The organism is Butyricicoccus sp. AM78-15b2TA (assembly GCF_027665985.1).
In the GTDB taxonomy this organism is placed as follows: Bacteria; Bacillota; Clostridia; order Oscillospirales; family Butyricicoccaceae; genus Agathobaculum; species Agathobaculum butyriciproducens.
Window position 1 is genome coordinate 99,522 of the sequence record NZ_JAQEHY010000006.1, and the last position, 25,652, is coordinate 125,173.

The window sequence follows — 25,652 nt, forward strand, 5'->3', positions numbered from 1 at the left end:
ACAAAAAGGACGCCTGATGCGTCCTTTTTTCGTTATTCCTGTGTTCAGTTCATCAGATCGAGCAGCTTATAGCAGTGTGTTTTGGTATAGCTCTGCTTAAAGCTGTAGGATGCAAGCTGCTTTGCGGTGTCATCCTCGGTCTCCTTTGCGGCATTTTCCGCACCGGAATCCCGCTCCTGCACCCACTGCTTGTAGCTTGCCTCCTCGGAAGCGTACTGATCGGCGTTGAGCACGGTCGCAAGGTAGTCGTACATCTCACTCAGCAGGTTATCCCATTGCTCGAACGAGCTTGCGGTCATGGCCAGCTCATCCTCCTGATTCTCTGCCGACGAAATTTTCAGATCGTCACTTTCCAGCTCATCCATCTTTTTGCTGAACGCATCGCGCTGCTCAGCCTTTTTCTGGCTGCTCTCTTCCTGCTGCTTTTCCTGCTGCTGTGCATCGGAAAGCTGCTTCTGCAGCTCCTTGACCTGCTTTTTCTGGTCATCGGTCAGCGAATCATCATTTGCCAGAGAATCCAGCTTGCCGCTGGCGGCATCGTACTTTTTATCGTCCAGATAGCTCTGTGCCTCGTCCAGATCGGAGTTGAACTGATCGTCCGACTGGGCAGACTGCGCCTTATCGAGCAAATCCTCGATGGCCTTGTACATCGCGGAATCCGGGTCGGTGACACGGTTCTGCAGCTGCTTGAGCGCCGCAATGGCCTCGGTGTACTGGCCGTTATTGACGTAATCCTCGGCAGACTGATAGTCCTTGATCAGCTGAATGGTCGCATCCAGAGCCGCCGGATCCTTGGCTTCCGCCTGCGCCTTCTGGTAATACTCGAGCGCCTTGTCGAAGTTGCCGCGGTCCATATACTTTTCGGCCATGATGAGGTTTTCGTCGGTCTTGTGTGAATTTGTAAAATACCACACACCGCCGCCAATCAAAGCCGCCACGATGATGACCACCAGCGCAATGATCAGGCCGCGTTTTCCCTTGGACGGCTTTTTGTAAACGCTGTCCTTCGGATCGGCCTCACCGTTGTAGTAGGTCGTGCGGCGCTCGGGCGTACCCGCAGTACGGCGGACCGGCGGCGTGTCGATCGGACGCATGGCAGCCTGCGTGGGAATGCTCGGATTCGGAATATTGGGATTGGTGTCTGCCAGCGGATCGGCAGCCGTGTCTGCTAGCGGATTGGCAGCCGTGTCGTCCACCGGAAGCTGCTGCTTTTCGGCCCGCATAGCCGCGTCAAACGCGCTGGTGTCAATCGGACCGGTCTCAACAGGGTCCTTCATATCATCCGGCAGGGTGGTAAATACAGCTGTTTCGTCATTGACACCGGTCTGCTCGACAGCTGCGCCGCAGAAGGGGCAGAATTTGCCGGCGATCGGCAGCTCCTTGCCGCAGTTTTTGCAAAGCATGGGTGATTTCCTCCTTTGAAAAAGGGTCATTTTTGTGATTATTTTATAGTATAACATGCTATATTCAGATTGTAAAGCGTGGATGGCTGTTCCCCATATTGGGATTCGCCGCCTGCGGACGGCGGGAACGTCGCCGCGCCCCGCGGCGGGGCAAGAGGGTAGAAACCAATGGTTTCTACCCTCTTAACTCCCACTTCCTTTTGTTTCTTAGTCTGGCGCAGACCAGAGACCGGCGACCGCTGCAAAATGGGGAACGGCAGTCGGGTTACCGCAGCGTGTCTTTCTCCGCCTTTTCGCATTTCACAGACAGCTTACTGCTACACATATGGTTAAATCTACGCAGGGTGCGGCACAAGGTGAATTGCCCGAAGGGTAAGAGAGAGTCCCCTGGGGGATGACAGTGCCGCACAAGTCTTTAACGCGTTATATTGTAGGACGGGGTGACCTCACCCCGCCGTTTTTTACGATTTGCTGCCATTTACATACGGCGGGATGGGGTCATCCCGCCCTACAAGATAGATTCTGCAACGGCTGAAATCCGCAGGTGCCATGCACAACAACGTGCAAACGAGTTGCGCAACACTGTTATGTTGCGCCTGCGGAAATTGAACCGCCTGTGTAGCAGTACGAATACAGCTTGAGCGATGAAGGTGGAGAAATGGGCGGACACATTGGTCCGCCCCTACGGAAGCTGAGCAGTACAGCCGTTCCCCCTGGCGAGTCTCAGTTCTCCGATTTTCGCCGTGCTCTCCCAAGGGAAACGGGAGTCAAGAGGGTACGCACTCATTTAATCCGCGCACGGCGCGGGAATAAGGTTTAGTGGCCTACGGGCAAAACCGCAGGTGTCTCCCCTCTTGCCCTCTCGGTGTGGGTACGCCGTCCCCAGCGGACAGCGAAATGTTTCGGAACTGAAACCTTACTCGTCTTGACAAGCTCTGGTCAGGAACGTAAAATATAGGTAATGATAATAAGGTAAGGCAGAATGTCCGCATTCTGCAACTGTCAAAAAGGGGATAGTATTTTGAAGTTGACAAAACGCATTTTCAGCGGTCTGCTGGCCGCCATGATGCTGTTCACCACTGCTTTTGCCGTAAATGATTCGGCGACCACCAAGGCTGCAAACGCGCTGACGTTTGCGTTCAAGCCGATCACCGGCAGCGAGTACGACAGCACCGCTCTCCAGACCGATCTGGCAGCAGCGCAGAAGATCATCTCGCAGCGCATGCAGCTTGAGGGTCTGACCGGCGCGTCTGCCGCCGTTTCCGGCGATGTGATCACCGTTTCCATTCCGAAAACAGCTACCGGCAACACTGCCGCTTACTGGGCCGCTCGTCTGGGCGACCGCCGTCTGTGCAGTGTGACCGACTTTCTGAACGAGGAGTGGCAGTTCGACCGTGCAGATTTTGCCTCTGCCAAGGCAACCACCGAGAACGGCGCAGAAGCCGTTGAGATCGACCTGACCGACTCCGGCAAGACCAAGCTGACCGAGGCCCACAACAAGGTAAAGGCATACCTTGCGGACAGCAAGAACGACGCTGACAAGGCGCAGTGGCTCATCTTCCACTGGGGCACCACCACCTTCCGCATGCTGGTGGACGACAGCTTCTCCGACAACAAGCTGGTGATCGGCGGCGATTCCGATCCGCTGCGTGCCGGTGCATCTAAGTACATGCCGCAGTATCTGATGCTCGATCCGCTCCCGTTTGCACTGGAGCAGACCGCCGTTCCGACGACCACCGAACCGACGACTCCGACCACTCCCACCGAACCCACGACTCCGACTGACCCGACCACACCTTCCGAGCCGGCGACCACGGATTTCCCGGACATCGACGGTCACTGGGCTGCCGCTTCGCTGCGCAAGGGTGTTGAGCTGGGTCTTCTGAAGGGCATCAACGGCAAAATTATGCCGAACAACTCGGTCAAGCGTTCCGAGGCTATCGTTATCCTCAACCGTGCGCTTGGCGCAACGCAGGCCGATAGTGTATCCGGTCTGGCTGCCAGCCAGCAGTCCGCATGGTACAGCGAGGATCTGGGCAAGGCCATCCACCTCGGCCTGATCACCGCAAACGACAACCGCAGCTTTGACACTGCAGCTACCCGTGCCGAGGCTTTCGTGCTGATGGCTCGTGCGTTCGCGTACGACCGCGCAGAGACCGCTACCGATGAGCTGAGCAGCTTCACCGATACCTCCTCCATGACTACCGAGCAGAAGCAGGCTGCTGCCGCTCTGATCAGCCAGGGCGTTGTAAACGGTACCTCTGCTACCAAACTGTCTCCGTCGAACAAGCTGACCCGTGCACAGTTCGTCACCATGATCGTGCGCATTGCAGCTGCCACCAACGCAGACAGCGCACCGACTGAGCTGGCCGGCGGCACCGTACTCACCAATCCGAGCATCGCTCTGACCGGTGCTGTCGCAGACGGCGACTGGATCTTTGCCGCTCCCACGAATGAAATTTCGCTCGATTCCGTCAGCAGCTCGCACCGCATCGTCCTCAAGGGCGAGGAGCGCGCTGTACTGAATGCTACCAAGCAGACCAGCATCTCTACGCTTGCTGTTGATCCGGCAGGCACGGCTGATGTTAAGATGGACAGCACTTCGTCCGTAAACACGCTCATTATCGCGGGCAAGGGCGGCTCCGTTGGCTACAACGGCGCAGTCTCCAACATCGAGATCACCGCTTCCGGCCGCACGATCGTGCTCGAAGGCATGACCTCGGATGCCATCACCATCACCGGCAGCAACAACACCATCCTGCTCAAGGGCGACGCGGATACCGTTTCCGTACTGCGCGGCTCCGGCAACCGCATCACGCTGTCCGGCACGGTCGGCACGATGGTTCTGGCCGGCAAGAACACCACGGTTGACGGCACCGGCAAGATCGGCACCGTAGACACCCGCATGGTCGGCTGCACGGTAACGGCTAAGGCCGACCACACGATCGACAACATCGATCCCGGTCTGGATGGCGTTCAGATCACGATGACCGTTCCAGATAAGGTTAAGGCCGGCGGCTCGCTGACTGCCAAGGTCAGCTTCTCCGGCGTAAAGGAAGGCGTTACCTGCACTGCAATCTGGTATCAGGACGGCTCCGCGATCAAGGGCTGCACGAACAACAGCTTCGAGCTGACCAACGACAAGACCTCCAGCCACACCAGCACCTTCACCTTCACCAAGAATATGAAGACCAGCACGGCGATCGGCTTCAAGCTGCTCTACGACAACCCGTCCACCGGCGAGACCGAGCAGGTTTACGCCCAGAAGACCGTTCCGATCGAGAATTACTCTGCCGAGTGGTATGCACAGCGCGATGCTGCCGCTATCCTCAAGCAGGTATCCTCGGTTTACCGCGGCAACTACACCACGTCCTACGCGGCTAACAACGACTACTCCACCACCACCAAGGAGGTCTGGATCAACGCCAAGGGCTACTCCAGCAACACCAATTATCTGGTCTGGATCAACCGCGCATACCAGCATGTAAACGTATTCACCGGCTCCAAGGGCAACTGGAAGCTGACCAAGAGCTTTATCGTCGGCACCGGCGCTGCCTCCACCCCGACTCCGGTCGGCGTGACCACCGTCAGCTACAAGCTGAAGGCAGGCTGGACCACCGGTACTTACACGGTTCGTCCGGTTGTAGGCTTCTACCCGGGCACCGGCTACGCGTTCCACTCCCGCCTGTGCTATCCCGGCACCGATACCGAATACGACTTCAGCAGCGGCTATCCGGTTTCGCACGGCTGTGTACGCATGAAGCACAACGACATCAACTGGATTTACAACAACGTACCGATCGGTTCGACTGTCGTAATCTACTAAACCGCAGCTGCAAACACCGATATTCTCCGTTTTTCCGGAGAGTATCGGTGTTTTTTGCCGCAAAACAGTGTGTACATCATCAACATCCTGTCTTGCATCGCAACGATAAATTCTCACCATGATAATGCAATTCGTCATTTTATACGCATTTTTCGCAAATGTAATTGGTTATCGTTGTGACATTTTAATGTTGACGCCGACAACATCGGGGGCTATAATAAACCCATCACAACAAACAACGAGGTGAGCAAATGGCCGATCAGTATCATCACGGAAATCTGAAAAGCAAGCTGCTGGAGGAGGCGGTCACGCTGATCTCGCAGGACGGCCTTGAAAATCTTTCTCTCCGACGGCTGGCAACGCAGTGCGGCGTGAGTCACAACGCCATCTACCGCCACTTTGACAGCAAGGAGCGCCTGATCGACGCCTGCCGTGCCTACGTCATGCAGGAGCTGACGCGCACACTCGAGCTGACGCTCAGCGGTCTGGACGAAAGCCTGCCGCAGACCATGGAGCAGCTCGGCACCGCCTATCTGGATTTTTACATGCGCAACCCGACGTATTTCAGCGCGTATTTCCGCAACGCATCCCAGAAGCTGACGTTCTCGCTTGAGCCGATCGAGGGCAACTACCCGCCGTTTTCCGTTTTCCGCCGTGTGGCTGTCGCTATCGCGGAAAAGCAAGGCATTCCGCAGGATGAGGCACGATGGCGGCTTCTGCGCTACTGGACGATGCTCAACGGCATGTTCGCCATGTGGATTTCCTCCAACGTGGAACTGCCCGAAAACTGGAAAACCTGTCTGAAAAACGAATTTTAAGGAGCGTTTACGATATGAAACAGATCATTCTTACGGGCGACCGCCCGACCGGCAACCTGCATGTCGGCCACTACGTCGGCTCACTGGCCGAGCGCGTGAAGCTGCAGAATTCCGGAAAATATGACGAAATTTACATCATGATTGCGGACGCACAGGCGCTGACCGACAACGCCGAGCACCCGGAGCGCGTGCGCCAGAACATTATGAAGGTCGCGCTGGACTATCTTGCGGTCGGCATTGACCCGGAAAAGTCGAACATCTTCATCCAGTCCATGGTGCCGCAACTGACCGAGCTGACGTTCTACTACATGAACCTTGTCACGGTGTCCCGTGTACAGCGCAACCCTACCGTTAAGGCAGAGATTCAGATGCGCAACTTTGAAGCCAGCATTCCGGTCGGTTTTTTCTGCTATCCGATCAGTCAGGCAGCGGACATCACCGCATTCAACGCTACGGCTGTTCCGGTCGGCGAGGACCAGGAGCCGATGCTCGAGCAGTGCCGCGAAATCGTGCACAAGTTCAACACGGTTTACGGCGAAACGCTGACGATGCCGCAGATTGTTCTTCCCTCCAACAACGCCTGCATGCGTCTGCCCGGCACGGACGGCAAGGCGAAGATGAGCAAGTCGCTCGGCAACTGCATCTACCTTGCAGATCCGGAGGAGGTCGTTCGTGAGAAGATCATGTCCATGTACACCGATCCGGACCATATCCGCGTGCAGGATCCCGGCAAGCTGGAGGGCAATACCGTGTTCACCTATCTGGATGCGTTCTGCCAGCCGGAGCACTTCGCAGAATTCCTGCCGGACTACCAGAACCTTGACGAGCTGAAAGCGCACTACCAGCGCGGCGGACTCGGCGATGTGAAGGTGAAGAAGTTCCTGAACAACGTCATGCAGTCTCTGCTGTCGCCCATGCGTGAGCGCCGTGCGCAGTGGGAGGGTCGCCTGCCTGAAGTCTACGAGATTCTCAAGAAGGGCAGCGAAATCGCCGCTGAGACTGCTCAGGGCACGCTCGATCGAGTCCGTCACGCGATGAAGATCGACTATTTCACCGATAACGGCCTGCTCAAGTAAAAACAACAAAATAAAGGACGAACCGCTTGGTTCGTCCTTTCTGTTAGATTTTCGGGATTTGCTGGGTCACACAGTGGATATTGCCGCCGCCGATGAGGATATCGCGGGCCGGAATCGCAACCACCTTACGGGTCGGGAAAAGCTCCTGCAGGATAGCCTGCGCTTTTTCATCCATCGGGTCACCGAAGGCGGGCATGACAACAGCCTCGTTCGCAATGTAGAAGTTGACGTAGCTTGCCGCCAGACGCTCTCCCGGGGTACGGGTCGGCTCGCCGTCGCACAGGTCAAGGCCGTCGCACTCCTCCGCGGTGATAGTCACCGGCTTGGGCAGCGGCAGCTTGTGCACCCTGATTCTGCGTCCCCTGGCATCGGTCGCAGCTTCCAGTGCATCCAGACTGGCCTTGGAGAGCGCATACTGCGGGTCGGTCTCGTCATCCGTCCACGCGAGCACAACCTCGCCCGGAGCCGTGAAAGCGCATACGTTGTCAACGTGCTCGTTGGTCTCGTCGTTGTAAATACCGCGCGGCAGCCAGATCACCTTGGAAACGCCCAGATAATCGCACAAAACCTGCTCAATTTGAGTCTTTGTGAGATCGGGATTGCGTCCCGCGCTCAGCAGGCAGGCTTCGGTGACGAGCGCGGTGCCCTCGCCGTCCGAGTGGATGGAGCCGCCCTCGCAAATGAAATCGCGTTTGTCGTATACGTCGTTGCTGACCAGGTCGCAGAACTTGCGCGCCACGCGGTTGTCCTTCTCCCACGAGGGATACAGGCCGTCCACATCGCCGCCCCACGCGTTAAATCCCCAGTCGATGCCGCGGCGCTCTCCCCTGCCGTTGATAACAAAGGTCGGGCCAACATCACGCGCCCACGCATCGTCAGTCTCCATCACGACCAGACGAACGCGGTCGGGCAGCTGCGCACGCGCGTTGTCATACTGCCCTTCCGAGCAGAGCACGGTCATGCTTTCGCTTTCGGAAATCGTCTCGATCACACGCAGAAAGGCTTTCCGGGCCGCATAGGCGCCGTACTGCCAGCTGTCGGCGCGTTCCGGCCAGATCATCAGGCAGCCCTCATGCGGTGCAAACTCCGCAGGCATATAAAACCCGTCCTGCGCGGGTGTAGTGTGCAAAATTTTCATGGTATCTCTCCTGTTCGGTGGTACATCAAGAGTACAACATTTTGATGGAATTTGCAATGGTCGTAGGCGGTTTGAAATGAAAAATTGAGAATGGAGAATGGAAAATGAACGTAATATTTAACGGTATGCGGGCGGTCGCCGGCCGCCCCTGCAATTCCACGATTGCCGCCGTTTCTTAATGATAACGCCATTCTCACCTGATAAATACACCGATTTTCCCCTCACCTGCATTCTCCATTCTCCATTTTCCATTCTCAATTATTCAACTTTCCCTTTATCAACCCCGCAGAATATGGTACACTAAAAATGTATCAACCCATTTCCAAAGGAGAGGTGCATACCATGAATTACGCTTACACCTATACATACACACCGCTTTTCTCAATGATTCTGCCGATTCTGGCACTTTTACTGATTCTTGCGGGCGGCATCGCGCTGTACACGCTGTTTGTCCGCAAGCCGAATCACTACCACGGCGCGGCAGCAAAGCTGCATGATTTTCTCAATTTCCGGCACGCATACACCGAGGGTCTGCTGAAAATCCTGTACTGCATGACGGTCGCTGCGCTGGCTGTTTACAGCGTTATTCTGCTGTTTTTCCACTTTTTCTGGGCGATCCTGCTGTTTATCGTCGGAAATATTGCTGCACGGCTCGGCTATGAATTTATTATGATGCTGTTCAGCATGCACCGCACCCTGCGCAGCATTGACCGCAAAATGCCCGAGCCGCAGCCGTTCGAGCAGCCGGCTCCCGCACCGCAGCCCGAGCCGCAGAATACACCGGAAAATCCGCTCCCGCCCGATCAGCCGTAACACAGACCGCTGTTTCCGCTTGAAATTTGTTCAACGCAGATTGCAAAAACACGCAAGTCATGATAAAATAGATATACTATTACAGAATTTCGCGGCAGGACCAACCCATGTGCTGCCCTACAGAAAAGAGTATCTTAAAAAAGGAGGTCCGTGCATTGAAAATTCAGGAAAGCGCGGAAAACTACCTGGAAGCCATCCTGGTTCTGACGCAGAAAAATGGACAGGTGCGCTCGATCGACGTTGCGCACTACACCGGCTTTTCCAAGCCGAGCATCAGCCGTGCCGTTGGCCTGCTGCGCGATAACGGTTACGTTTCCATCGACCAGAATGGTCTGCTGGGACTGACCGAATCCGGCATGCAGATTGCCACCAGCATTTACGAGCGCCACACCGTGCTCACCGCGTTCCTCACCGCTCTCGGCGTGGACGCTGAGACCGCCGCTGAGGATGCGTGCCGCATCGAGCATGTGCTGAGCGAGGAAACCTTCGACAAGCTCAAGCAGCATGCGAAGGCGTATATCGACGCACAGGGTAAATAAGACCCGTTGAAAATCCTGCCTTTTCAGGCAGGATTTTTTATATCAAATTTTATCGAACAAATTTTCGATAAAATCATTGCATTCAAATCGGCACCCTGTTATAATGGGTGTATCGAATCCGAATACACCGCCGCTCTGCGGCTTGCATATTTGTAACTTTTTCAGGAGGAAATGCTATCATGGCTACCAAAAAGCAGTTGGAACCGGTCGCTCCTGCGGCTGATAAGAAGAAAGCACTTGCCGCTGCGCTCGGTCAGATCGAAAAGCAGTTCGGCAAAGGCTCGGTTATGCGTCTGGGCGAAAACACCGGCATGAACATCGAACACATCCCGACCGGCTCGATCGGTCTGGATCTCGCACTCGGCATCGGCGGTCTGCCGCGCGGCCGAATCATTGAGATCTACGGACCGGAATCCTCCGGTAAGACCACGGTTGCGCTGCACAGCGTTGCAGAGGCACAGAAGCTGGGCGGCACGGCTGCGTTTATCGACGCCGAGCACGCGCTCGACCCGGTTTACGCCAAGGCACTCGGCGTTGACATTGACAGCCTGCTGGTCTCCCAGCCGGACACCGGTGAGCAGGGTCTGGACATTGCGGAAGCGCTTGTGCGCTCGGGCGCGATCGACATCGTGGTTATCGACTCGGTTGCCGCGCTGACGCCGCGCGCCGAAATCGAAGGCGAAATGGGCGATTCCTTCGTCGGTCTGCATGCCCGCATGATGAGTCAGGCGATGCGCAAGCTGGCCGGCTCGATCGCCAAGAGCCAGTGCGTAGCCATCTTTATCAACCAGCTGCGTGAGAAGGTCGGCGTCATTTACGGCAATCCGGAGGTCACCACCGGCGGCCGTGCGCTCAAGTTCTATGCGTCTGTCCGCATGGAGGTTCGCCGCGTGGAGCATCTGAAAAACGGCACCGAGCTGATCGGCAGCCACACCCGCGTAAAGGTTGTAAAAAACAAGGTCGCTCCCCCGTTCAAGCAGGCTGAGTTCGATATTATGTACGGCGAAGGTATTTCCCGCACGAGCGAGCTGGTCGATCTCGGCGTGGAATTCGGCATCCTCAACAAATCCGGCGCGTGGTTCTCCATGGGCGATACCCGTCTGGGTCAGGGCCGTGATGCTGCCAAGCAGTATTTCAAGGATCATCCGGACATCGCGGATGACGTACAGAAGCAGATCATGGAAAAGGTAGCCGAGGAGCGCAGCAAGCTGGCGCAGAGCCATGCGGCACGTCCTTCCGCTGCTGTGCCGACCGAGAAGGCCGAAAAACCTGCGGATAAGGCACCGCGTCCGTCGTCCTCCAAGGCAGTCTCCATCGACGCGGACGATTTTGATGACCTCGACGAAGAATAATGAGCGAGGATAAATACCGCGCAGCCCTCGATATAGCGGCAAAACAGCTGTCTTATCGGGCATTGAGTGCGAAAATGCTGCGCGACAAGCTGCTTGCCAAGGGGCACGATGAGGAAGCCGCCGATTACGCGCTTGCGTGGCTGACCGAACGCAGCATGCTCAATGACGCGCTGTTCGCGGAAAGCGTTGTGCGCGGCTACAAGCGCAAGGGCTACGGCGCGGCACGCATCCGACAGGAGCTGACCCGCCGCGGCATAGACCGCGACACCGCAGAAGCGGCTATGCAGACCTTCTCCCCGGATGAGGCGCAAATGCTGGCTCTGCTCGAAAAACGCCTGCGCGGTGACGTTTCCGATCGAAAAGAGGTCGAAAAAGCCGTTGCGGCACTCCAGCGTCGCGGTTTTGCGTGGAATGATATCAAGCGTGCACTCGAAACCTACGGCAGTTCGCTGCCGGAGAAAGAATAACAAACATCCCGCTTTTTGCAAGGAAAGCGGGATGTTTTATTTTATCGCGGTAAATCGCTTGCATGAATCCCGCGGTTGGAGTATCATAATAAGAGGAGAAAACTCTACCGGAAAGGAAGTATTTCCATGGAAACCAATAAAATTCCCGTCCGCGCAGATGTGCCCGAAAAGGACAAATGGGCGATTCAGGATCTGTTTGCGACCGACGATGACTGGCGTGCCGCGTTAGCGAAGGCCAAGGAGTTCCTTCCGCGCATCACCGCATTCCGCGGCAGACTGGCCGAAAGCGGCGCTGCTCTGCTGTCTTTTTTCCGTCTGGATGATGAAATCAGCCTTGCATTTGACGCGCTCGTACACTACGCGCAGCGCCGCAGCGATGAAGACACCCGCGTCGCCGCGTATCAGGAGATGGTCAGCCAGGTGACGCGCTTCGCGGTCGAAATTCAGTCTGCCGCCGCGTTTGAGACCCCTGAGCTGCTCGCCATCAGTGATGAGGACATGAACCGTCTGTACGCCGAAGCACCCGAGCTGGAGCTGTACCGCCTGAATATCGACCGCATTCGCCGCCGCCGAGAGCATGTGCTGTCTGACAAGGAGGAGGCAATCCTCGCCGCTGCAGGCGAAATGGCCGCCAGCCCGGATGACATTTACTCCATGCTCAACGACGCCGACCTCAAATTCCCGGACGCGGTGGACAAGGACGGCAATAAGCACCCCGTCACGCACAGCACGTTCATCCCGCTCATGCAGTCCTACGACCGTGTACTGCGAAAGTCCGCGTTCGATTCGCTGTACTCGGTGTACGGCCAGTTCCGCAACACCTCGGCGGCAACGCTGTCCGCGCAGCTCAAGCAGCTGCTGTTCTTTGCGAATGTCCGCAAGTACCCCTCAACGCTGGATGCCGCCCTTGACGGCAACGAAGTGCCGACCGAAATTTACCGCAACCTGATCGATGCGGTGCACCGCTCGTTTGCGCCCATGTACCGCTATGTTGCGCTGAGAAAGAAGCTGCTCAGCGTGGACGAACTGCACATGTACGACCTGTATGTGCCGGTCGTGGACGGCGTGGAAATGAAATTCACGTTCGAGGAGGCCAAGGAGATCGCACTGAAGGCGCTCGCGCCGCTCGGCGAGGACTACCTGAATCTGCTCCGCGAAGGCTTTGCAAACGGTTGGATCGACGTGTACGAGAACGAGGGCAAGCGCTCGGGCGCGTACTCGGCAGGTGCGCGCGTACACCCGTATGTGCTGCTCAACTTCAAGGGCACGCTCGACGACGTGTTCACACTTGTGCATGAGATGGGCCACTCCATCCACTCGTACCTGTCCAACAAGACCCAGCCGACCGCGTATCAGGATTACGTTATCTTTGTTGCTGAGGTTGCATCCACCTGCAACGAGGCCCTGCTGATGGAATACCTGCTGTCCGTCACGACCGATAAGAAGGAGCGCGCGTACCTCATCAACCACTTCCTTGAGCAGTTCCGCGGCACGCTGTACCGTCAGACCATGTTCGCTGAGTTCGAGCTTGCCGCCAACGAAATGACCCAGCGCGGCGAGGGCACGACCGCCGAAGCGCTCTGCGCAATGTACAAAAAGCTGAACGAGCAGTATTTCGGACCGGAAATGAACGTAGATGAGGAGATTTCGCTTGAATGGGCGCGTATTCCGCACTTCTACTACGATTACTACGTTTACCAGTACGCAACCGGCTACGCCGCTGCCATTGCACTTTCGCGCCGCATTCTGCGGGAGGGTGAACCAGCGGTGAAGGATTACCTCGGCTTCCTGTCCGGCGGCTGCTCTGCCGACCCGATCACGCTGCTGCGCGGCGCGGGCGTGGATATGGCAAGTCCGAAGCCGATTGAAGACGCAACAAAGCTGTTTGATGAAATGATCTCTGAGATGGAAAAGATCCTGAATTGAGCATTTAGAATGGAAAATAGAGAATGACGTTGATTTTTGTATTTTTCATTGTCTGCAACACTCGATTAAAGTAAAGAAAATGCACACTCGGTCGTGAATGACCCCCAAAAGTTAGACAAAAATTCAACGCAAAAATTGTTCAAGCAGCCGAAAGGGCTTGCTGTCTGTGAATTGCAGGCGGCAGGCCCTTTAGCTTTGCCTTGATCCTGCGGTTGTTGTAGTAGTCCAAGCTCTACCTTGACAAAGGCAGAGCCGTGAGCGTATAATAAACATAGAAATGGTGGACACTGTTCCACGATCAATCACCTTTTAGATCATCATTAAGTCGATGACCGTTCGGGTCCCATCCGAGCGGTCATCGCGCATTTATAAGGGAAATGTGCAGTACGATGACCACACAAATAAAAAGACGAAATGCTTTTCCCTTCATAACGCATTCACCTTCTCCCGCCCACAAACTGTAGGAGAAGAAGGGATTGACCGCTGTAAGCAAACCAAGTAATCTGCCTCAAGAACAGTGGCCGCTTATGGATAGCAAATAAATGCGTATATGTTTATATGCTTTCAATCGTTTGGTGTACATACCATCAAAATTGGGAATATGTATATCAATATAATCATATCCCTCATCAAAAACCCCGGTCTGCAAACAAGTGCAGACCGGGGTTTTAACAGATGAAGCATTGCCGTAAAGACGGCGAACTGTAAAATTACTGGCTGATGGTCTGACGCAGTGCGTCGATCGAGGTGTTGACACCGGCATCAACGGTCATGGTCAGGTCCTCCATCTCGAGCGAAACGTCGCCGTCGTAGCCCATCATGTGGCATACAGAGAAGAATTCCTTCCACCACTGCAGATCCTTGCCGCAGCCGACTGCAACGTAGTTCCATACGCGGTCAGCGGACTCGGTAACAGGACGCGGCTCCAGAATGCCGTCGGTGTCAGCCAGACCACGCTCGATACGGGCATCCTTGCCGTGAACGTGGAAGATGCAGCCCTTCAGAGCACGTGCAGCTGCGATCGGGTCAGCACCCAGAACCATCATGTGGGACGGGTCGAGGTTGATACCGAGCATCGGGTCGGTAGCCTCACGCAGCTTGAGCAGGGTCGAAGCAGACCAAACCATGGTGCCCGGGAACTCCTCGATAGCGATGTGCTCGATGCCGCACTTCTTGCAGTGTGCGATGAACTCATTCCAGAACTCGATGGTTACCTTCCACTGGTACTCGTAAGCCGGAGCCATAAAGTCCGGCCAGGAAACGGTAGAGGTGATCCAGTTCGGGGTGGTGTCGGTCTCGTTGCCGGCCGGCAGACCTGCCATGGCAACGATTTTCTTAACGCCCAGCAGACCTGCCAGCGTAGCGCAGTCGTACATGGACTTCTTGTATTCCTCACCGGTCTTGCTCGGCCAAAGCGGGTTGCAGGACGTGTTCAGAGCAGAAATACGCATGCCGCGCTTCTCGAGCTCGCCCATGAATTCCTTGCGCTTGCCTTCGTCCGCAAGCAGCTCCGCGGTGTTGCAGTGCTTGCGCGCACCCCAGCCGCCTGCGGTCATCTCAACCGCGTCGATACCGAGAGACTTTATCTTATCGAGCATGTCCGTGTAGGACAGATCAGCAAAAACATCCGTGCAAATTGCGAGTTTCATATAAAGATTACCTCCTGAAAATAGGCAACGGGTGCGCGGATTGCCGCACACCCGCCGAAGAAAAAAGAGAGAAGTTAGGGTCTAAGTGAAAATGCTAAAGTGATATAAAATAATTGAATTACTTCTTGTAGAAATCCGGCATCTCGTCGTATACGACCGGCTGGATGGTCTGGGTTTCGCGTGCCTTGGAAGCTGCAGCCGCAGCAACCTGGCAGCAGTAGCCATCCCATGCGGTCGGGCCGTCAACGTAGCCTGCCTTGGAAGCGTTGATCCAGGTCTGGATCTCTGCGTTATATGCATCTGCAAAGCGCTGGAAGCAATCCGTGTACATTGCCTGACCGGTGGTTGCATTTGCGTTTACCGAGATGTAATTCGGCTTCGGCATGTTGAGCACCGCGCCGTCACATACGATCTCGCACTTGATGTCGTAGTCATTCTTGTTATTTACGAAGGATTCAACGTCGATGCGGACGCCGGACTTGGTGGTCAAGATCATGATCTGCGGGTCGTGCAGGTCCTTCGGACCGTTGTTGGTGGACTTGCCGTAGCGAACCTCAGCGGTAGCGTAATCCTCGCCGAGCAGCCAGCGCAGAACGTCGATTTCGTGAACCATGGAGTTCTCAACTGCCATGGAGTTGTCCCAGTCATCCGGAACAGACGGGTTGCGGTGTGCGCAGTGCAGCAACAGGGCTTCGCCGTACTTGCCGCTGTCAACCGCTGCCTTCAGCTGCTTGTAGCCTTCGTCATAGCGGCGCATGAAGCCGACCTGAACCAGCTTCCTACCTGCCTTCATCTCCGCCTCAACGATGCGCTTGCACGCGTCTGCCTTGGGAGCGAGCGGCTTCTCGCAGAACACATACTTGCCGGCTGCGATGGAGGCCAGAACATATTCCTCGTGATACGGATCAGAGGTGGTGCACATGACTGCATCGATCTCGGAATCGTTGATCATATCGATCGGGTTCTCAAAGCCCTTGATGTCGTACTTCTCGGCAACGGACATACCGAATGCACTTGCCGGATCTGCACAAGCAACAACTTTGCCGCCCTGCAGGGTGTTGTTAATGCGCTCGATATGGGTGCGGCCAATGCCGCCGGTGCCTACAAGACCAATTCTCAAAGTTTCCATGGTATATTCTCCTTTTGGCTGCTTGTTCTCCTCCCTGCGGGACTGCCCCGCAGGGGGGAAAAGTGATATGCATTAGATGTGGTCGAAATGAAGTGATGCTTACTTCAGGTACTCGTCAACATTGTCCTTGGTGATGGACTGGAACGGAACGATAACTTCCTTGTCCGGAGTCTCACCGTTCTTCAGCTTCTCGAGAACTTCGTGGGTAGCCTTAGCCTGACCTGCTGCATCCTGCAGAACGGTCTGGCACATATAGCCGTCCTTAACAGCCTTCAGACCGTCGTCGGAGCCGTCAACACCGGTAATGAGGATCTCACCGGCATTGGTCAGCAGACCTGCGCCCTTCAGGGATTCCACAGCACCCAGAGCCATCTGGTCGTTTGCACATACAACTGCGTCGAAATCGGCCTTGCCGCCCGAAGCGTAAGTCTGAATCCAAGCGTCGCAGATACGCATTGCTTCGTCCTTAACGTAATCGCCGTCCTGGTCAGCCAGAATGGTGATGTCATCGCGGCCTGCTTCGCTCAGAGCATCCTTGAAGCCCTGACGGCGGTCAGCGGAGTGCTGCAGACCAGCGGTGCCTGCCAGATACAGAACCTTAGCGCCCTGCGGCAGGTTTTCTGCCATGTACTCGCCCTGCATGTGGCCGGAGTCGTAGTTCTCGGATCCTACGAAGGTGAAGTCACCGGAGTTCGCCTTGATGCCGAGGCAGATAACCGGAGTGCCATTGCTGTTCGCAGCTGAGATAGCCGGAGCGATTGCATCCGAGTCAGCTGGTACGAGGATGAGCGCGTCAACACCCTTTGCGAGGAATGCGTTGGTCTGGTCGATCTGCTTCTGGTTGTCGTTGTTGCCGTCAGAGAACGATACGGAGTAACCGGTACCATCAAGCTCTGTGGTCAACGCGCTCTCACGAGCCATGCAGAATACGTCGGTATCGGCAAGGTTTACATAGCCGATATTCCAGCCGTCGCTGCCTGCGGAATCACCGCCGCTGCTGCTGCCGCCGCCGCAACCGGTGAGTGCCAGTGCCGAAAATGCCGTTACCATTGCCATTGCGCCGATGCGTTTCCAGATTTTCATAATAATTTCCTCCTAAATTATCATTTCTCGTTTCTTCTTCTCTTTACCAATCTGTGCGGAAGCGGAGCCTCCGCACAAAATTGAATACAACAGTTTGGGATTAGCGTGCCTTCTTCGCAGAATTTTTGGTAACTACGTCGATGATAACCGCGCCGACGATGATAACACCCTTGACGATCTTCTGGATGTTGGAGTCAACGCCCATCAGGGTCTGTACGTTGTTGATGATACCAACGATGATAGCACCTACCAGCGTACCAAGCAGCGTGCCAGAGCCGCCGGACATCGAGGTACCGCCTACGATAACAGCGGTGATGGCGTCCATCTCATAGGAGAGGCCGGCGCCCGGAACACCGGAGTTCAGACGGCCCATCAGCAGCAGGCTGCCGACGCCGACCAGTGCACCATCAAGCAGGTATGCCTTAAAGGTTACGGACTTCGGACTGATACCGGAAGCCTCCGCTGCCTTGGAGTTGCCGCCTACCGCGTAGATGTAGCGGCCGTACGGAGTCTTGTTGAGGATGACCCACATGATTGCGAAGCAGATCAGCAGGATGATAACCGCCATCGGGATCGGGCCTACATAGCCCTGGCCCATAAAGGTAAAGCCGCTGGAAATGCCGGAGATCGTGTTGCCCTTGGTTACCAGTACCGCACCGCCGCGGGCAGCTTCGGTTAGTGCGAGGGTCATGATAAATGCCGGAATACTGAATTTTGTGATGATAAAGCCGGTCAAAGCGCCGAGTACAACGCCGATTACAAGTGCTACTGCGATAGCGGCCCATACGGAACCGGTGGCAACGTCAACCATGCAGGCGATACAGCCTATAAACGCGATTTCCGAGCCGTACGCGATGTTGATGTGGCCCAGAATGATGATGAATGTTGCACCGAAGCCAAGCACTGTTGTGCAGGCGATCGCCAGCAGGATGCTCTTGAGATTATACGTGCTCAGAAAGCCTGGAACGAAAAGCGATGCTGCGATGAAAATTACAACAAAGATCAGTGCGATACCGTATTTGCCATAGAATTGACCGAAATTAAACTTCTTCTCTGCCTGTTTGCTCATTGTTTTCCTACTCCCCTCGTAGCCAGTTTCATAATGCTTTCCTGCGTTGCTTCTGAACGATCCAGAGTACCCTGGATAATACCCTCCTGCATAACAACCACACGGTCGCTCATGCCGAGGACCTCAGGCAGCTCGGAAGAGATCATGATGATGCCCATACCCTCACGAGCAAACTTTGTCATCAGCTTGTGAATTTCGGACTTTGCGCCGACGTCGATGCCTCGGGTCGGCTCGTCGAGGATCATGACCTTAACATCGCCTACCAGCCACTTGGCCAGTACGACCTTCTGCTGGTTGCCGCCGGAGAGCGTGCCTGCTTCCACATCTTCGTTTGCGATCTTGATCTGAAGCAGCTCACGCATCTTTTCAACGTCCTTGCTGATCTTCCTGTCATCAATCAGGCCCTTGGTATATTTCTTCAGGTTTACCAGCGATACGTTGTGGTGGATGCTGCGGCCGAGCACCAGACCGTAGGTACGGCGGTCCTCGTTTACCATTGCGATGCCGTGGTTGATGGCATCACGGGTGTTCTTGATGTGCACTTCCCTGCCGTTCAGATAAACCGAACCGGAGGAGATGGGATCCAGACCAAAGATGGCACGCATGACCTCACTTCGGCCTGCGCCTACCAGACCGGCAAAGCCGAGGATCTCGCCTGCGCGGAGCTGGAAGTTGATGTTTCGGAAGCGGCCGCCGTCGGCCTTTTCCTGTGTCAGCTCCTTTACCTCAAAGATAACGTCGCCGATCGGCACCGTGGTGTCCTTGGGGAATACGTTGGTAATCTCGCGGCCTACCATGCGGGCGACCAGCTTATCCGGGTTGTAATCGGTTGCCAGACCGGTTTCGATCCACTGGCCGTCGCGGATGATGGTGATGTCGTCCGCGATGCGGAAGATCTCGTCCATCTTGTGGGTGATGTACAAAATCGCTACGCCCTGTTCCCGGAGGGAGAAGATCTGCTTGAACAATACGTTGATCTCCTCGTCACCGATGGCCGAGGACGGCTCATCCATGATGATGACCGATGCGTTGCACGAGATTGCCTTTGCGATCTCGACCAGCTGGTGGCCTGCGATGGACAGCTCGTACATCTTCTGATTTGCCTTGTACGGCATATCCAGCTTGTCGAGCAGCTCCTGCGTGTCCTTCTGCATCTTGCCGAAGTCTACGAACCTGCCCTTTCTCGGCTCGCGGCCCAGCCAGATGTTCTCTGCGATGGTCATTTCGAGCACCGGATTGAGCTCCTGATAGATCATTGCGATGCCCATTTTGAGGGTATCCTGCACGGTGTGGGGACCGATCTTCTCGCCCTTATAGAACATCTCGCCCTCATCGGCAACGTAAGTACCGTTGATGATCTTCATCAGCGTGGATTTACCTGCGCCGTTCTCGCCGCAGATAACGTGCACCTTGCCGGGCCGAACCTGCAGTTTAACGCCGTCCAGCGCACGCACGCCGGGAAATACCTTTACAATATCCCGCATTTCCAGTACATACTCTGGATTTGCCATGCTGCTTCCTCCTTCTTTCTCCGTTTCTTCTCTTTGCGCGAATTGCGAGCTCGTGCTCGTTCTTCTCTAAAAAAATATTTCGGGAACGAGCTCGTGCTCGTAACCCTGTAAAAAATATTTGCTCCAGAAAGCAAATATTTTTTTCAACTGATTTACAGGCTTTCCTTTACCAGTACGCGAATATCGGTAAAAATCTGCTGCTGTTCGGGTTCCTTGCCGAATACCAGATAATCCATGATGATCTGTACCGGTATCTCGCCCTGCTGCTGGAGCTCTCCGGCAAGCGTACAGTCGATAACATCCTTTCGGATGAGGTCTACAACCTCGGGGTAATCCTCAAAGGAGATCACGCGGATGTCTTTCGCTCTCCCGCTCTCCTCCAGCGCCCGTCCCACTTGGGAGACGCCGCCGCAGGTGATGTAGATACCTTGCAGGTCTTGGTAATCCCGCAGAAGTTTGACTGTCTTTTCGTAAGTGATCTGCGGATCCTCAAAGCTGTCCAGCGTGGTGATGATCTCGATGTCCGGATATTCTTTATGGATGAAGTCCGCAAATTCGGTTTCACGGACCCGAACGTAATAGTTGTTGTTCTCGGAGGCGATCGCGCTGGAAACCACTGCGATCTTTCCTTTGCCGCCGAGGAACTGACCCATCAGACGGCCTGCAATGCGGGCGGCCTTGCGGTTGTTGATGCCGACGCAGCAGGTTCGCTTTGTCCCGTCGATATCGGCGTTGGTGGCAACGACCGGTATCCCGGAATCCACCGCTCTGTCGATCGCCTTTCGGACGCGCTCGGAATTGATCGGGCTGATGATGATGCCGTCCGCCCTTGCGGCGATAGCGTTATCAATAAATTCCTTCTGCCGTTCGGCATCCTGAAATTTGCTGATGGCGTAGGTGACTTCAATATCAAAGCCGACCTGATTGTGTACGCCCTGCTCGATACCGGCCTTGAGGAACGGCAGTGCGTCAACCTCGACCAGTATCGCTTCGATGCGGTACTTCTTGCCCTGCTTTTGCAGTACGCGGCCGGCAGGATTCGGCGTGTAGCCCATCTCATTGATGATGTGCTGCACCTTCATTCTCACTTCATCGCTTACACCGACCCGGTTATGCAGGACCTTATCTACCGTAGCTCGGTGAACGCCCGCACGTTCTGCGATTTCCTTGATCGTTACTTTCATCGGGCTTTCACTTCCTCTCCGGTAAATAATAGCATATCCGGCAGTTCTCAGCAAATCATGCCGCCGGTTTCAGAAGCCCGTGATCGCATTCTATCGAGCTCGTGCTCTTTGTTTTACGAGCTCGTGCTCGTTCCCTTTGTGATGTTAATATAACCGAAACCGAATGAAAAGTCAACGGATTTTTTATTTATTTTTTTAATTTGGCAGGATAGCTAAATCCCACCGGAGGTATTTCGTACAGCCTGCCTAACGCCGCGTACATATCGCACAAAATTACATATATAAAACCGACATGCAAAACCCGTCCGCAGGCAAGGCCGATTTTGCCCGAAACAGCCTGCGTACGCTTTGCAGAGATTTCAGACAAAGATCGCGTTATTGCACTGCTGAAAAAGGTATTGAAATCCGGCTCTATGATGGACACCGCTGACAGCGATATCATTGCAAATTTTGTTGCCAGGCAAAAAAACGGTATGCAAATACCCAACGGGAGAAACTGCGGTTTCTCCCGTTTTTTAATGGCAACTCCCCCTTCCCCGCTGTTGATTTTCGCCAGTCCGCATGCTATGATGAAAGCAGAAAAGGCGCGTGTTCGCTACGCACGCTACTGCGGCTTCGGTGTTCTGGACGAGATCAACATGGCGAAAAACGAAGCGCTGGCGGTGCTGCACGCCACACTGGATTTCCGCCGTTCGATTGACGTGCCGGGCTATGACCGATTGGACGTCGATCCGGCCGCGCGGTTCATCGGCACCATGAACTACGGCTACGCCGGTACCCGTGAGCTGAATGAGGCGCTGACCAGCCGTTTCGCTGTCATTCAGGTGCCCGCCATTGACGGCGACAATCTGGAACGGCTGCTGACCGAGGAATTTCCCACCCTGGAAAAGAAATATCGCGAACAATTTGTACAGCTGTTTCTGGATCTGCAGAAAAAGTGCGAGAATGCCGAGATTTCCTCCAGGGCACTCGATCTCCGCGGCATGCTGGATGCGCTGCGGCTGATCCAAAAGGGACTCAGTGCCGGAACCGCGCTCGATATGGGCATCACAAACAAGGCGTTCGACAGCTATGAACAGGGTTTGATCCGAGACATCATCGCCGCCCGCATTCCGGCCAAACTGGACCGTGCCCGCCTGTTTACCGACTGATATGGGAACTTCTGCTTACAGTGCCCGTCAGCGGCGGGCTATCAATCAGATCTGGACCGCCTGCGGAGATTATCGGTTTGAACCGCAGTTTCTGGCGATGCGTTCGGACGGTCAGCCCGATCTTTACATGAACTGCGTGATCGGTCTGGTGCACAAGTGGTTCGGAGAAGATCTGCCAAAAAAGCTGTTTGCCTCGTGGGCGGGTGACGCTCATCAGGCCATGTATGACGATCTGGCATGGCTGGCATTGGAAAATGCCGTCTACGAAAAAGAGCTGCCGGAGCGCCCCGCGCTGGCGGGACTGCGGCAGGCGCATGCGGCTGCCTTTTTTGCCTCGGAATACCAGCTTTCCCGACAGGAATGGATGGCGAAAAACCAGCTGGTATACGCGCTTCAGTCCGCCCGCTGGAAAGCTGTGCTCGGACAAAAGCCGCCTGTGCTGGCGCCTTGGGAAAAAGGTCTGTCGGCGGCGCTTGCCTGCCCCGGCACGCTGAGCGGTGAGGAACTGACAGAGGCAGTACGGACAGCCTTCCGGAAATATCTGCGCTTTGACGGTACTGCCCATGCAAAAAAGCCGTTCACCCTCCATTTCGGGGAGCGATGGGTGCCGCTGCTGACCAAGCTGTTCACGACCGAAATGGTCCGCACCGACGATCTGGCCATCGACCGCTCTGCGGCGGCCGGAGAAAACGGCATGGTGCGGGCGTCCAATGCGCTTCGCGCGCAGCTGGAATCCGGCGACCGCGAAAACGAGGACCGGGATTATGTGGAAGGCTGTTTCGGCCGCAGTCTGTATCCCCCGCGGGAGCTGGCGCTGATTGAACAGCGGCTCTGCACCGGAAACCATCTCGGCTGTCACCTCTGGTTTACCCGCGGTGAAACGGTGCAAGGCAAAACCATGCGTGCCGATGTGCAGCACCTTTTCGATCAGGCGGCCGAGCAGGCCGAACGGAACCGTGCAGATTTCCTCAAAAACAATGACCTGTATCAAAGCTCCATTCTGCGGCTGACCGAGCACATCCGCAACTGCATGCAGGTGCAGCAGCAGCCGGATGCCGTTTCCGCCCGACAGGGACATGTCGATAGTCAGCGCATCTGGCGGCTTCCGGTACTGAAGGACGGAAAGGTATTTCTCCGCAGCGAGGAGGAAAACAATCCCGGCTTTACGGTGGATCTGCTGCTGGACGGTTCGGCCTCGCGCCTGCACTGTCAGGAGACTATCGCAGCGCAAGGCTACATTCTGGCCCGCAGTCTGGCTACCTGCGGAATTCCGGTCCGCGTCAGCAGCTTCTGCAGTCTGCGCGGTTATACGGTCGTGCGGATTCTCAAGGATTTCAGCGAGAAAAACGCGGAAAGAAAAATTTTCAATTACTTTGCCGCCGGCTGGAATCGGGACGGACTGGCGCTGCGCATGGCCGGAAAGCTGCTGGATACCGCTCCGGCAGATCGGCATCTGCTGATCCTGCTGACCGATGCCAGCCCGGATGACAGCCGCAAAATTCTCCCCACCGGCAAGGTGCCGCTCAGCCGCAGCTACGATGGCGAAGCAGGCGTGCAGGACACCGCCGAGGAGGTTCGTGCTTTGCGGCAGCAGGGCGTCCGGGTCGCTGCCGTCTTTATGGGCGAGAACGCCAGCGCCCCCGACGCACGGACGATCTATGGACAGGATCTGGTCCGTATCCAGCGGATGGACCAGCTTGCCACCGCTGCCGGAAAACTCATTCAGGAGGAGATTCGGGAGCTGTCCGGGTGAGCATGTGCAAGTATATTGTAAAAGTTATCATTTCTCCCTGCAGCCGACATAAAAAAGGAGCCTCCGCAGAGACTCCTCCGGTTACAGGCCCCACAAGCATCTGTAACCTAATCGCTATAAATTATAGCATTTTCGTGTAAATTGTCAATGAAAAGTTTCTATTATAGAGAACACAGTTATTTGCAAAAGTAAATTCCTGTTGGGTGTGGAATTTAACCTTACAAACAGGACTATGGAAATTAACCTTACAAATAAAACATTATATAATAAAATCTGTAGGCAATCCCATTCGCTTAGCATAATCCTTTTCATACTCAAATCGAGTAATCCCTTCAATAAAGAGTTTTTCTTTCGGAGTTGCTGCACTCCAGCGAACATTGAACCTTTTACACATCTCAAAAAAGATGCCGTCAAAAATATCTGCTTCACCGCTGCATCGATCAAAATACCATTTCGCGTCCGAACGAACGGGTTCGCCTTTATAATTGATTGCTGCCATTATAAATTCTCCTTTCCAGAATCGGTCAAATAATCAGAGATAATAGCTAACGACACATCGCCATCAAACATGAAACGTTGAGGTCCACCAACCGACGTTAACGGGATTGCATGATATGCATTGTAATAATGCATTGCTAACTCTGTCGTTTTTGCTTCAAGAGTAACGCAACCATAACAACCGTTGTTTACAGAAAGTGCAATACCTGCCGCAATTAACGCCTTTCCAATTCCATCATACTTTTTATGGCTGACTAACGTAGGATTGCTTTCCGGATGACTTTCCATATATACAATTCTGACTACAACATATTTAGCACGAATCTCATATGCAACGAATCCAACCAGTTCCCCATCGCATGTTTTAAGCGAAAACTTCTCCTTTTCCTCATCTTGAATATATTCAGTATCCCACTCTGTCTGCCAATGTGGTTCCTGAGTGGTTACCAATACATCTTCTTTTGCCATAATAAAAGGCCCTCCTAATGATATTTATTTTATCATAGAAGGACCTTGCTTAGGTTATTTTACAGAAAAAATTTCACAGGCTCTTTGCATCATCGTTTTTATTTCGCCAGGGTACAGTTATTGGTTTGCATGGTGACTTCTTTCCTGCTGCACGGCATTCGCTGCTAAAAAGTTCTGTATCAAGCGTCAAAAATGCACCTTCAAAACGAACCTATCGCCTCCGAGTTATAAAAAATCGATAATCAGTAGATTCTTAATTCTTAATAGTCCCAGCACACGCATTCCTGAACAATATGCTTCGCAATCCCGTTCTCCTTATGGATAACAGCTTTTTGATAATACTGATATAGTGCGTTCTCCTGAATTCTGTACTCTGCGATTCCCTTTTTCTCACATATTATAGCTACCTCTGCAATAAGTGCCGTTCCAACCGAAGCTATCATTTGATCCTTACATGATATTCCCACGCACACAATATCACTCTTCATATCAGACATAAGATCGTAAATTGCTTTCCGCTGTACATCAGTTGCTTTCCGCTCATTGGATCCAGTGATTGCATAAAATAACATATTCGTCGTCATGCAGTAAACACCATGATCCAGAAATGAAAAAACGGCTTTCAGAAGTGTACGATGTTTAGCATTAAATCTGGTTATAGGCAACATACGCTCTGCAAATTCATCAAAAGTATCAAATTGAGGCATCTTTTGTATAACTTCTTCAGACAATTCCTTCAATGGGTCTTCCACGAATATGTCCAATGCATTTTCTTTCATAATAACTACTCCTCTTGTCG

General features: G+C 54.4%; 20 protein-coding genes and 2 pseudogenes. 10 read left to right on the plus strand and 12 right to left on the minus strand.

Features of this window, described 5'->3' with window-relative positions; translation table 11 throughout:
• Positions 1-44: 44 nt before the first annotated feature.
• Positions 45-1,403, minus strand: coding sequence for a zinc ribbon domain-containing protein (locus PGS25_RS07670; protein ID WP_119194610.1), 1,359 nt, complete (start codon positions 1,401-1,403; stop codon positions 45-47).
• Positions 1,404-2,424: 1,021 nt separating this feature from the next.
• Between PGS25_RS07670 and PGS25_RS07675 the strand changes: the two genes are divergently transcribed.
• From PGS25_RS07675 to trpS, 3 genes are all read left to right on the plus strand, one after another.
• Positions 2,425-5,229, plus strand: a complete 2,805-nt coding sequence (locus PGS25_RS07675) for a L,D-transpeptidase family protein (RefSeq protein WP_270418188.1) — start codon at positions 2,425-2,427, stop codon at positions 5,227-5,229.
• Between the two features lie 251 nt (positions 5,230-5,480).
• Complete coding sequence (locus PGS25_RS07680) at positions 5,481-6,047, plus strand: TetR/AcrR family transcriptional regulator (protein WP_119194600.1); 567 nt, start codon at positions 5,481-5,483, stop codon at positions 6,045-6,047.
• Positions 6,048-6,061: 14 nt separating this feature from the next.
• Entirely contained in the window at positions 6,062-7,123 is a 1,062-nt protein-coding gene (trpS, locus tag PGS25_RS07685; RefSeq protein WP_270418189.1) for a tryptophan--tRNA ligase, read from the plus strand.
• A gap of 43 nt (positions 7,124-7,166) precedes the next feature.
• Here the strand turns inward: trpS and aguA are convergent, their stop codons facing one another.
• Positions 7,167-8,261, minus strand: coding sequence for an agmatine deiminase (gene aguA, locus PGS25_RS07690; RefSeq protein WP_270418190.1), 1,095 nt, complete (start codon positions 8,259-8,261; stop codon positions 7,167-7,169).
• Positions 8,262-8,603: 342 nt separating this feature from the next.
• On the opposite strand from aguA, the gene PGS25_RS07695 reads away from it, so the two are divergent.
• The 5 genes from PGS25_RS07695 to pepF all read left to right on the plus strand — a co-directional run bounded on the left by PGS25_RS07695 (position 8,604) and on the right by pepF (position 13,358).
• On the plus strand, positions 8,604-9,074 hold the full coding sequence (locus PGS25_RS07695) for a DUF4282 domain-containing protein (RefSeq protein WP_118479829.1): 471 nt from the start codon (positions 8,604-8,606) through the stop codon (positions 9,072-9,074).
• A 155-nt stretch (positions 9,075-9,229) separates the two neighbouring features.
• A complete protein-coding gene (locus PGS25_RS07700) occupies positions 9,230-9,613 on the plus strand; it encodes a metal-dependent transcriptional regulator (protein WP_110435666.1) in 384 nt (127 codons plus the stop codon).
• Positions 9,614-9,792: 179 nt separating this feature from the next.
• Positions 9,793-10,965: a recombinase RecA gene (recA, locus tag PGS25_RS07705; RefSeq protein WP_110435667.1), complete on the plus strand. Its 1,173-nt coding sequence runs from the start codon at positions 9,793-9,795 to the stop codon at positions 10,963-10,965.
• Positions 10,965-11,432 (plus strand): regulatory protein RecX, encoded by a 468-nt coding sequence (locus PGS25_RS07710; protein WP_270418191.1) that lies wholly within the window; start codon positions 10,965-10,967, stop codon positions 11,430-11,432. Before recA ends, PGS25_RS07710 begins: the two co-directional genes overlap by 1 nt.
• A 126-nt stretch (positions 11,433-11,558) precedes the next feature.
• Positions 11,559-13,358 (plus strand): oligoendopeptidase F, encoded by a 1,800-nt coding sequence (pepF, locus tag PGS25_RS07715; protein WP_270418192.1) that lies wholly within the window; start codon positions 11,559-11,561, stop codon positions 13,356-13,358.
• A gap of 139 nt (positions 13,359-13,497) precedes the next feature.
• On the opposite strand, the pseudogene PGS25_RS15655 reads toward pepF, so the two are convergent.
• The 7 genes and pseudogenes from PGS25_RS15655 to PGS25_RS07745 form a co-directional block, all read right to left on the minus strand.
• A pseudogene (locus tag PGS25_RS15655) lies at positions 13,498-13,581 on the minus strand (IS3 family transposase); the annotation flags it as partial.
• Between the two features lie 487 nt (positions 13,582-14,068).
• A complete protein-coding gene (locus tag PGS25_RS07720) occupies positions 14,069-15,007 on the minus strand; it encodes a sugar phosphate isomerase/epimerase family protein (RefSeq protein ID WP_270418193.1) in 939 nt (312 codons plus the stop codon).
• Positions 15,008-15,125: 118 nt separating this feature from the next.
• Positions 15,126-16,136: a Gfo/Idh/MocA family protein gene (locus PGS25_RS07725; protein ID WP_270418194.1), complete on the minus strand. Its 1,011-nt coding sequence runs from the start codon at positions 16,134-16,136 to the stop codon at positions 15,126-15,128.
• Positions 16,137-16,235: 99 nt separating this feature from the next.
• Entirely contained in the window at positions 16,236-17,219 is a 984-nt protein-coding gene (locus PGS25_RS07730; protein WP_270418195.1) for a sugar ABC transporter substrate-binding protein, read from the minus strand.
• A 100-nt stretch (positions 17,220-17,319) separates the two neighbouring features.
• A complete protein-coding gene (locus PGS25_RS07735; protein ID WP_119189983.1) occupies positions 17,320-18,288 on the minus strand; it encodes an ABC transporter permease in 969 nt (322 codons plus the stop codon).
• Positions 18,285-19,799 (minus strand): sugar ABC transporter ATP-binding protein, encoded by a 1,515-nt coding sequence (locus PGS25_RS07740; protein ID WP_270418197.1) that lies wholly within the window; start codon positions 19,797-19,799, stop codon positions 18,285-18,287. Before PGS25_RS07740 ends, PGS25_RS07735 begins: the two co-directional genes overlap by 4 nt.
• Before the next feature lie 152 nt (positions 19,800-19,951).
• Positions 19,952-20,983 carry a LacI family DNA-binding transcriptional regulator gene (locus tag PGS25_RS07745; protein ID WP_270418199.1) on the minus strand — a complete coding sequence of 344 codons (1,032 nt, stop codon included), beginning with the start codon at positions 20,981-20,983 and terminating at the stop codon, positions 19,952-19,954.
• A 593-nt stretch (positions 20,984-21,576) separates the two neighbouring features.
• Between PGS25_RS07745 and PGS25_RS07750 the strand changes: the two are divergent.
• Together PGS25_RS07750 and PGS25_RS07755 are read left to right on the plus strand one after the other, a co-directional pair.
• A pseudogene (locus tag PGS25_RS07750) lies at positions 21,577-22,134 on the plus strand (AAA family ATPase); the annotation flags it as partial.
• Positions 22,112-23,887 carry a hypothetical protein gene (locus PGS25_RS07755; protein WP_270418201.1) on the plus strand — a complete coding sequence of 592 codons (1,776 nt, stop codon included), beginning with the start codon at positions 22,112-22,114 and terminating at the stop codon, positions 23,885-23,887. The pseudogene PGS25_RS07750 and the gene PGS25_RS07755, both read left to right, overlap by 23 nt.
• 259 nt (positions 23,888-24,146) lie before the next feature.
• On the opposite strand, the gene PGS25_RS07760 is transcribed toward PGS25_RS07755, so the two are convergent.
• The 3 genes from PGS25_RS07760 to PGS25_RS07770 form a co-directional block, all read right to left on the minus strand.
• Entirely contained in the window at positions 24,147-24,386 is a 240-nt protein-coding gene (locus PGS25_RS07760; protein WP_119190483.1) for a hypothetical protein, read from the minus strand.
• Positions 24,386-24,853 carry a hypothetical protein gene (locus PGS25_RS07765; RefSeq protein ID WP_270418203.1) on the minus strand — a complete coding sequence of 156 codons (468 nt, stop codon included), beginning with the start codon at positions 24,851-24,853 and terminating at the stop codon, positions 24,386-24,388. Before PGS25_RS07765 ends, PGS25_RS07760 begins: the two co-directional genes overlap by 1 nt.
• A gap of 260 nt (positions 24,854-25,113) precedes the next feature.
• Positions 25,114-25,632, minus strand: a complete 519-nt coding sequence (locus tag PGS25_RS07770; protein ID WP_119190481.1) for a hypothetical protein — start codon at positions 25,630-25,632, stop codon at positions 25,114-25,116.
• Between the last annotated feature and the right edge of the window lie 20 nt (positions 25,633-25,652).

Bases quoted from the DNA above. Each gene is read 5' to 3' on its own strand.
- recA (WP_110435667.1), top strand. From the start codon at position 9,793: ATGGCTACCAAAAAGCAGTTGGAACCGGTCGCTCCTGCGGCTGATAAG.
- PGS25_RS07730 (WP_270418195.1), bottom strand. From the start codon at position 17,219: ATGAAAATCTGGAAACGCATCGGCGCAATGGCAATGGTAACGGCATTT.
- PGS25_RS07760 (WP_119190483.1), bottom strand. From the start codon at position 24,386: ATGGCAGCAATCAATTATAAAGGCGAACCCGTTCGTTCGGACGCGAAA.
- PGS25_RS07735 (WP_119189983.1), bottom strand. From the start codon at position 18,288: ATGAGCAAACAGGCAGAGAAGAAGTTTAATTTCGGTCAATTCTATGGC.
- PGS25_RS07720 (WP_270418193.1), bottom strand. From the start codon at position 15,007: ATGAAACTCGCAATTTGCACGGATGTTTTTGCTGATCTGTCCTACACG.
- PGS25_RS07670 (WP_119194610.1), bottom strand. From the start codon at position 1,403: ATGCTTTGCAAAAACTGCGGCAAGGAGCTGCCGATCGCCGGCAAATTC.
- PGS25_RS07695 (WP_118479829.1), top strand. From the start codon at position 8,604: ATGAATTACGCTTACACCTATACATACACACCGCTTTTCTCAATGATT.
- PGS25_RS07710 (WP_270418191.1), top strand. From the start codon at position 10,965: ATGAGCGAGGATAAATACCGCGCAGCCCTCGATATAGCGGCAAAACAG.
- pepF (WP_270418192.1), top strand. From the start codon at position 11,559: ATGGAAACCAATAAAATTCCCGTCCGCGCAGATGTGCCCGAAAAGGAC.
- PGS25_RS07745 (WP_270418199.1), bottom strand. From the start codon at position 20,983: ATGAAAGTAACGATCAAGGAAATCGCAGAACGTGCGGGCGTTCACCGA.
- PGS25_RS07770 (WP_119190481.1), bottom strand. From the start codon at position 25,632: ATGAAAGAAAATGCATTGGACATATTCGTGGAAGACCCATTGAAGGAA.
- PGS25_RS07740 (WP_270418197.1), bottom strand. From the start codon at position 19,799: ATGGCAAATCCAGAGTATGTACTGGAAATGCGGGATATTGTAAAGGTA.
- PGS25_RS07725 (WP_270418194.1), bottom strand. From the start codon at position 16,136: ATGGAAACTTTGAGAATTGGTCTTGTAGGCACCGGCGGCATTGGCCGC.
- PGS25_RS07765 (WP_270418203.1), bottom strand. From the start codon at position 24,853: ATGGCAAAAGAAGATGTATTGGTAACCACTCAGGAACCACATTGGCAG.
- PGS25_RS07680 (WP_119194600.1), top strand. From the start codon at position 5,481: ATGGCCGATCAGTATCATCACGGAAATCTGAAAAGCAAGCTGCTGGAG.
- trpS (WP_270418189.1), top strand. From the start codon at position 6,062: ATGAAACAGATCATTCTTACGGGCGACCGCCCGACCGGCAACCTGCAT.
- aguA (WP_270418190.1), bottom strand. From the start codon at position 8,261: ATGAAAATTTTGCACACTACACCCGCGCAGGACGGGTTTTATATGCCT.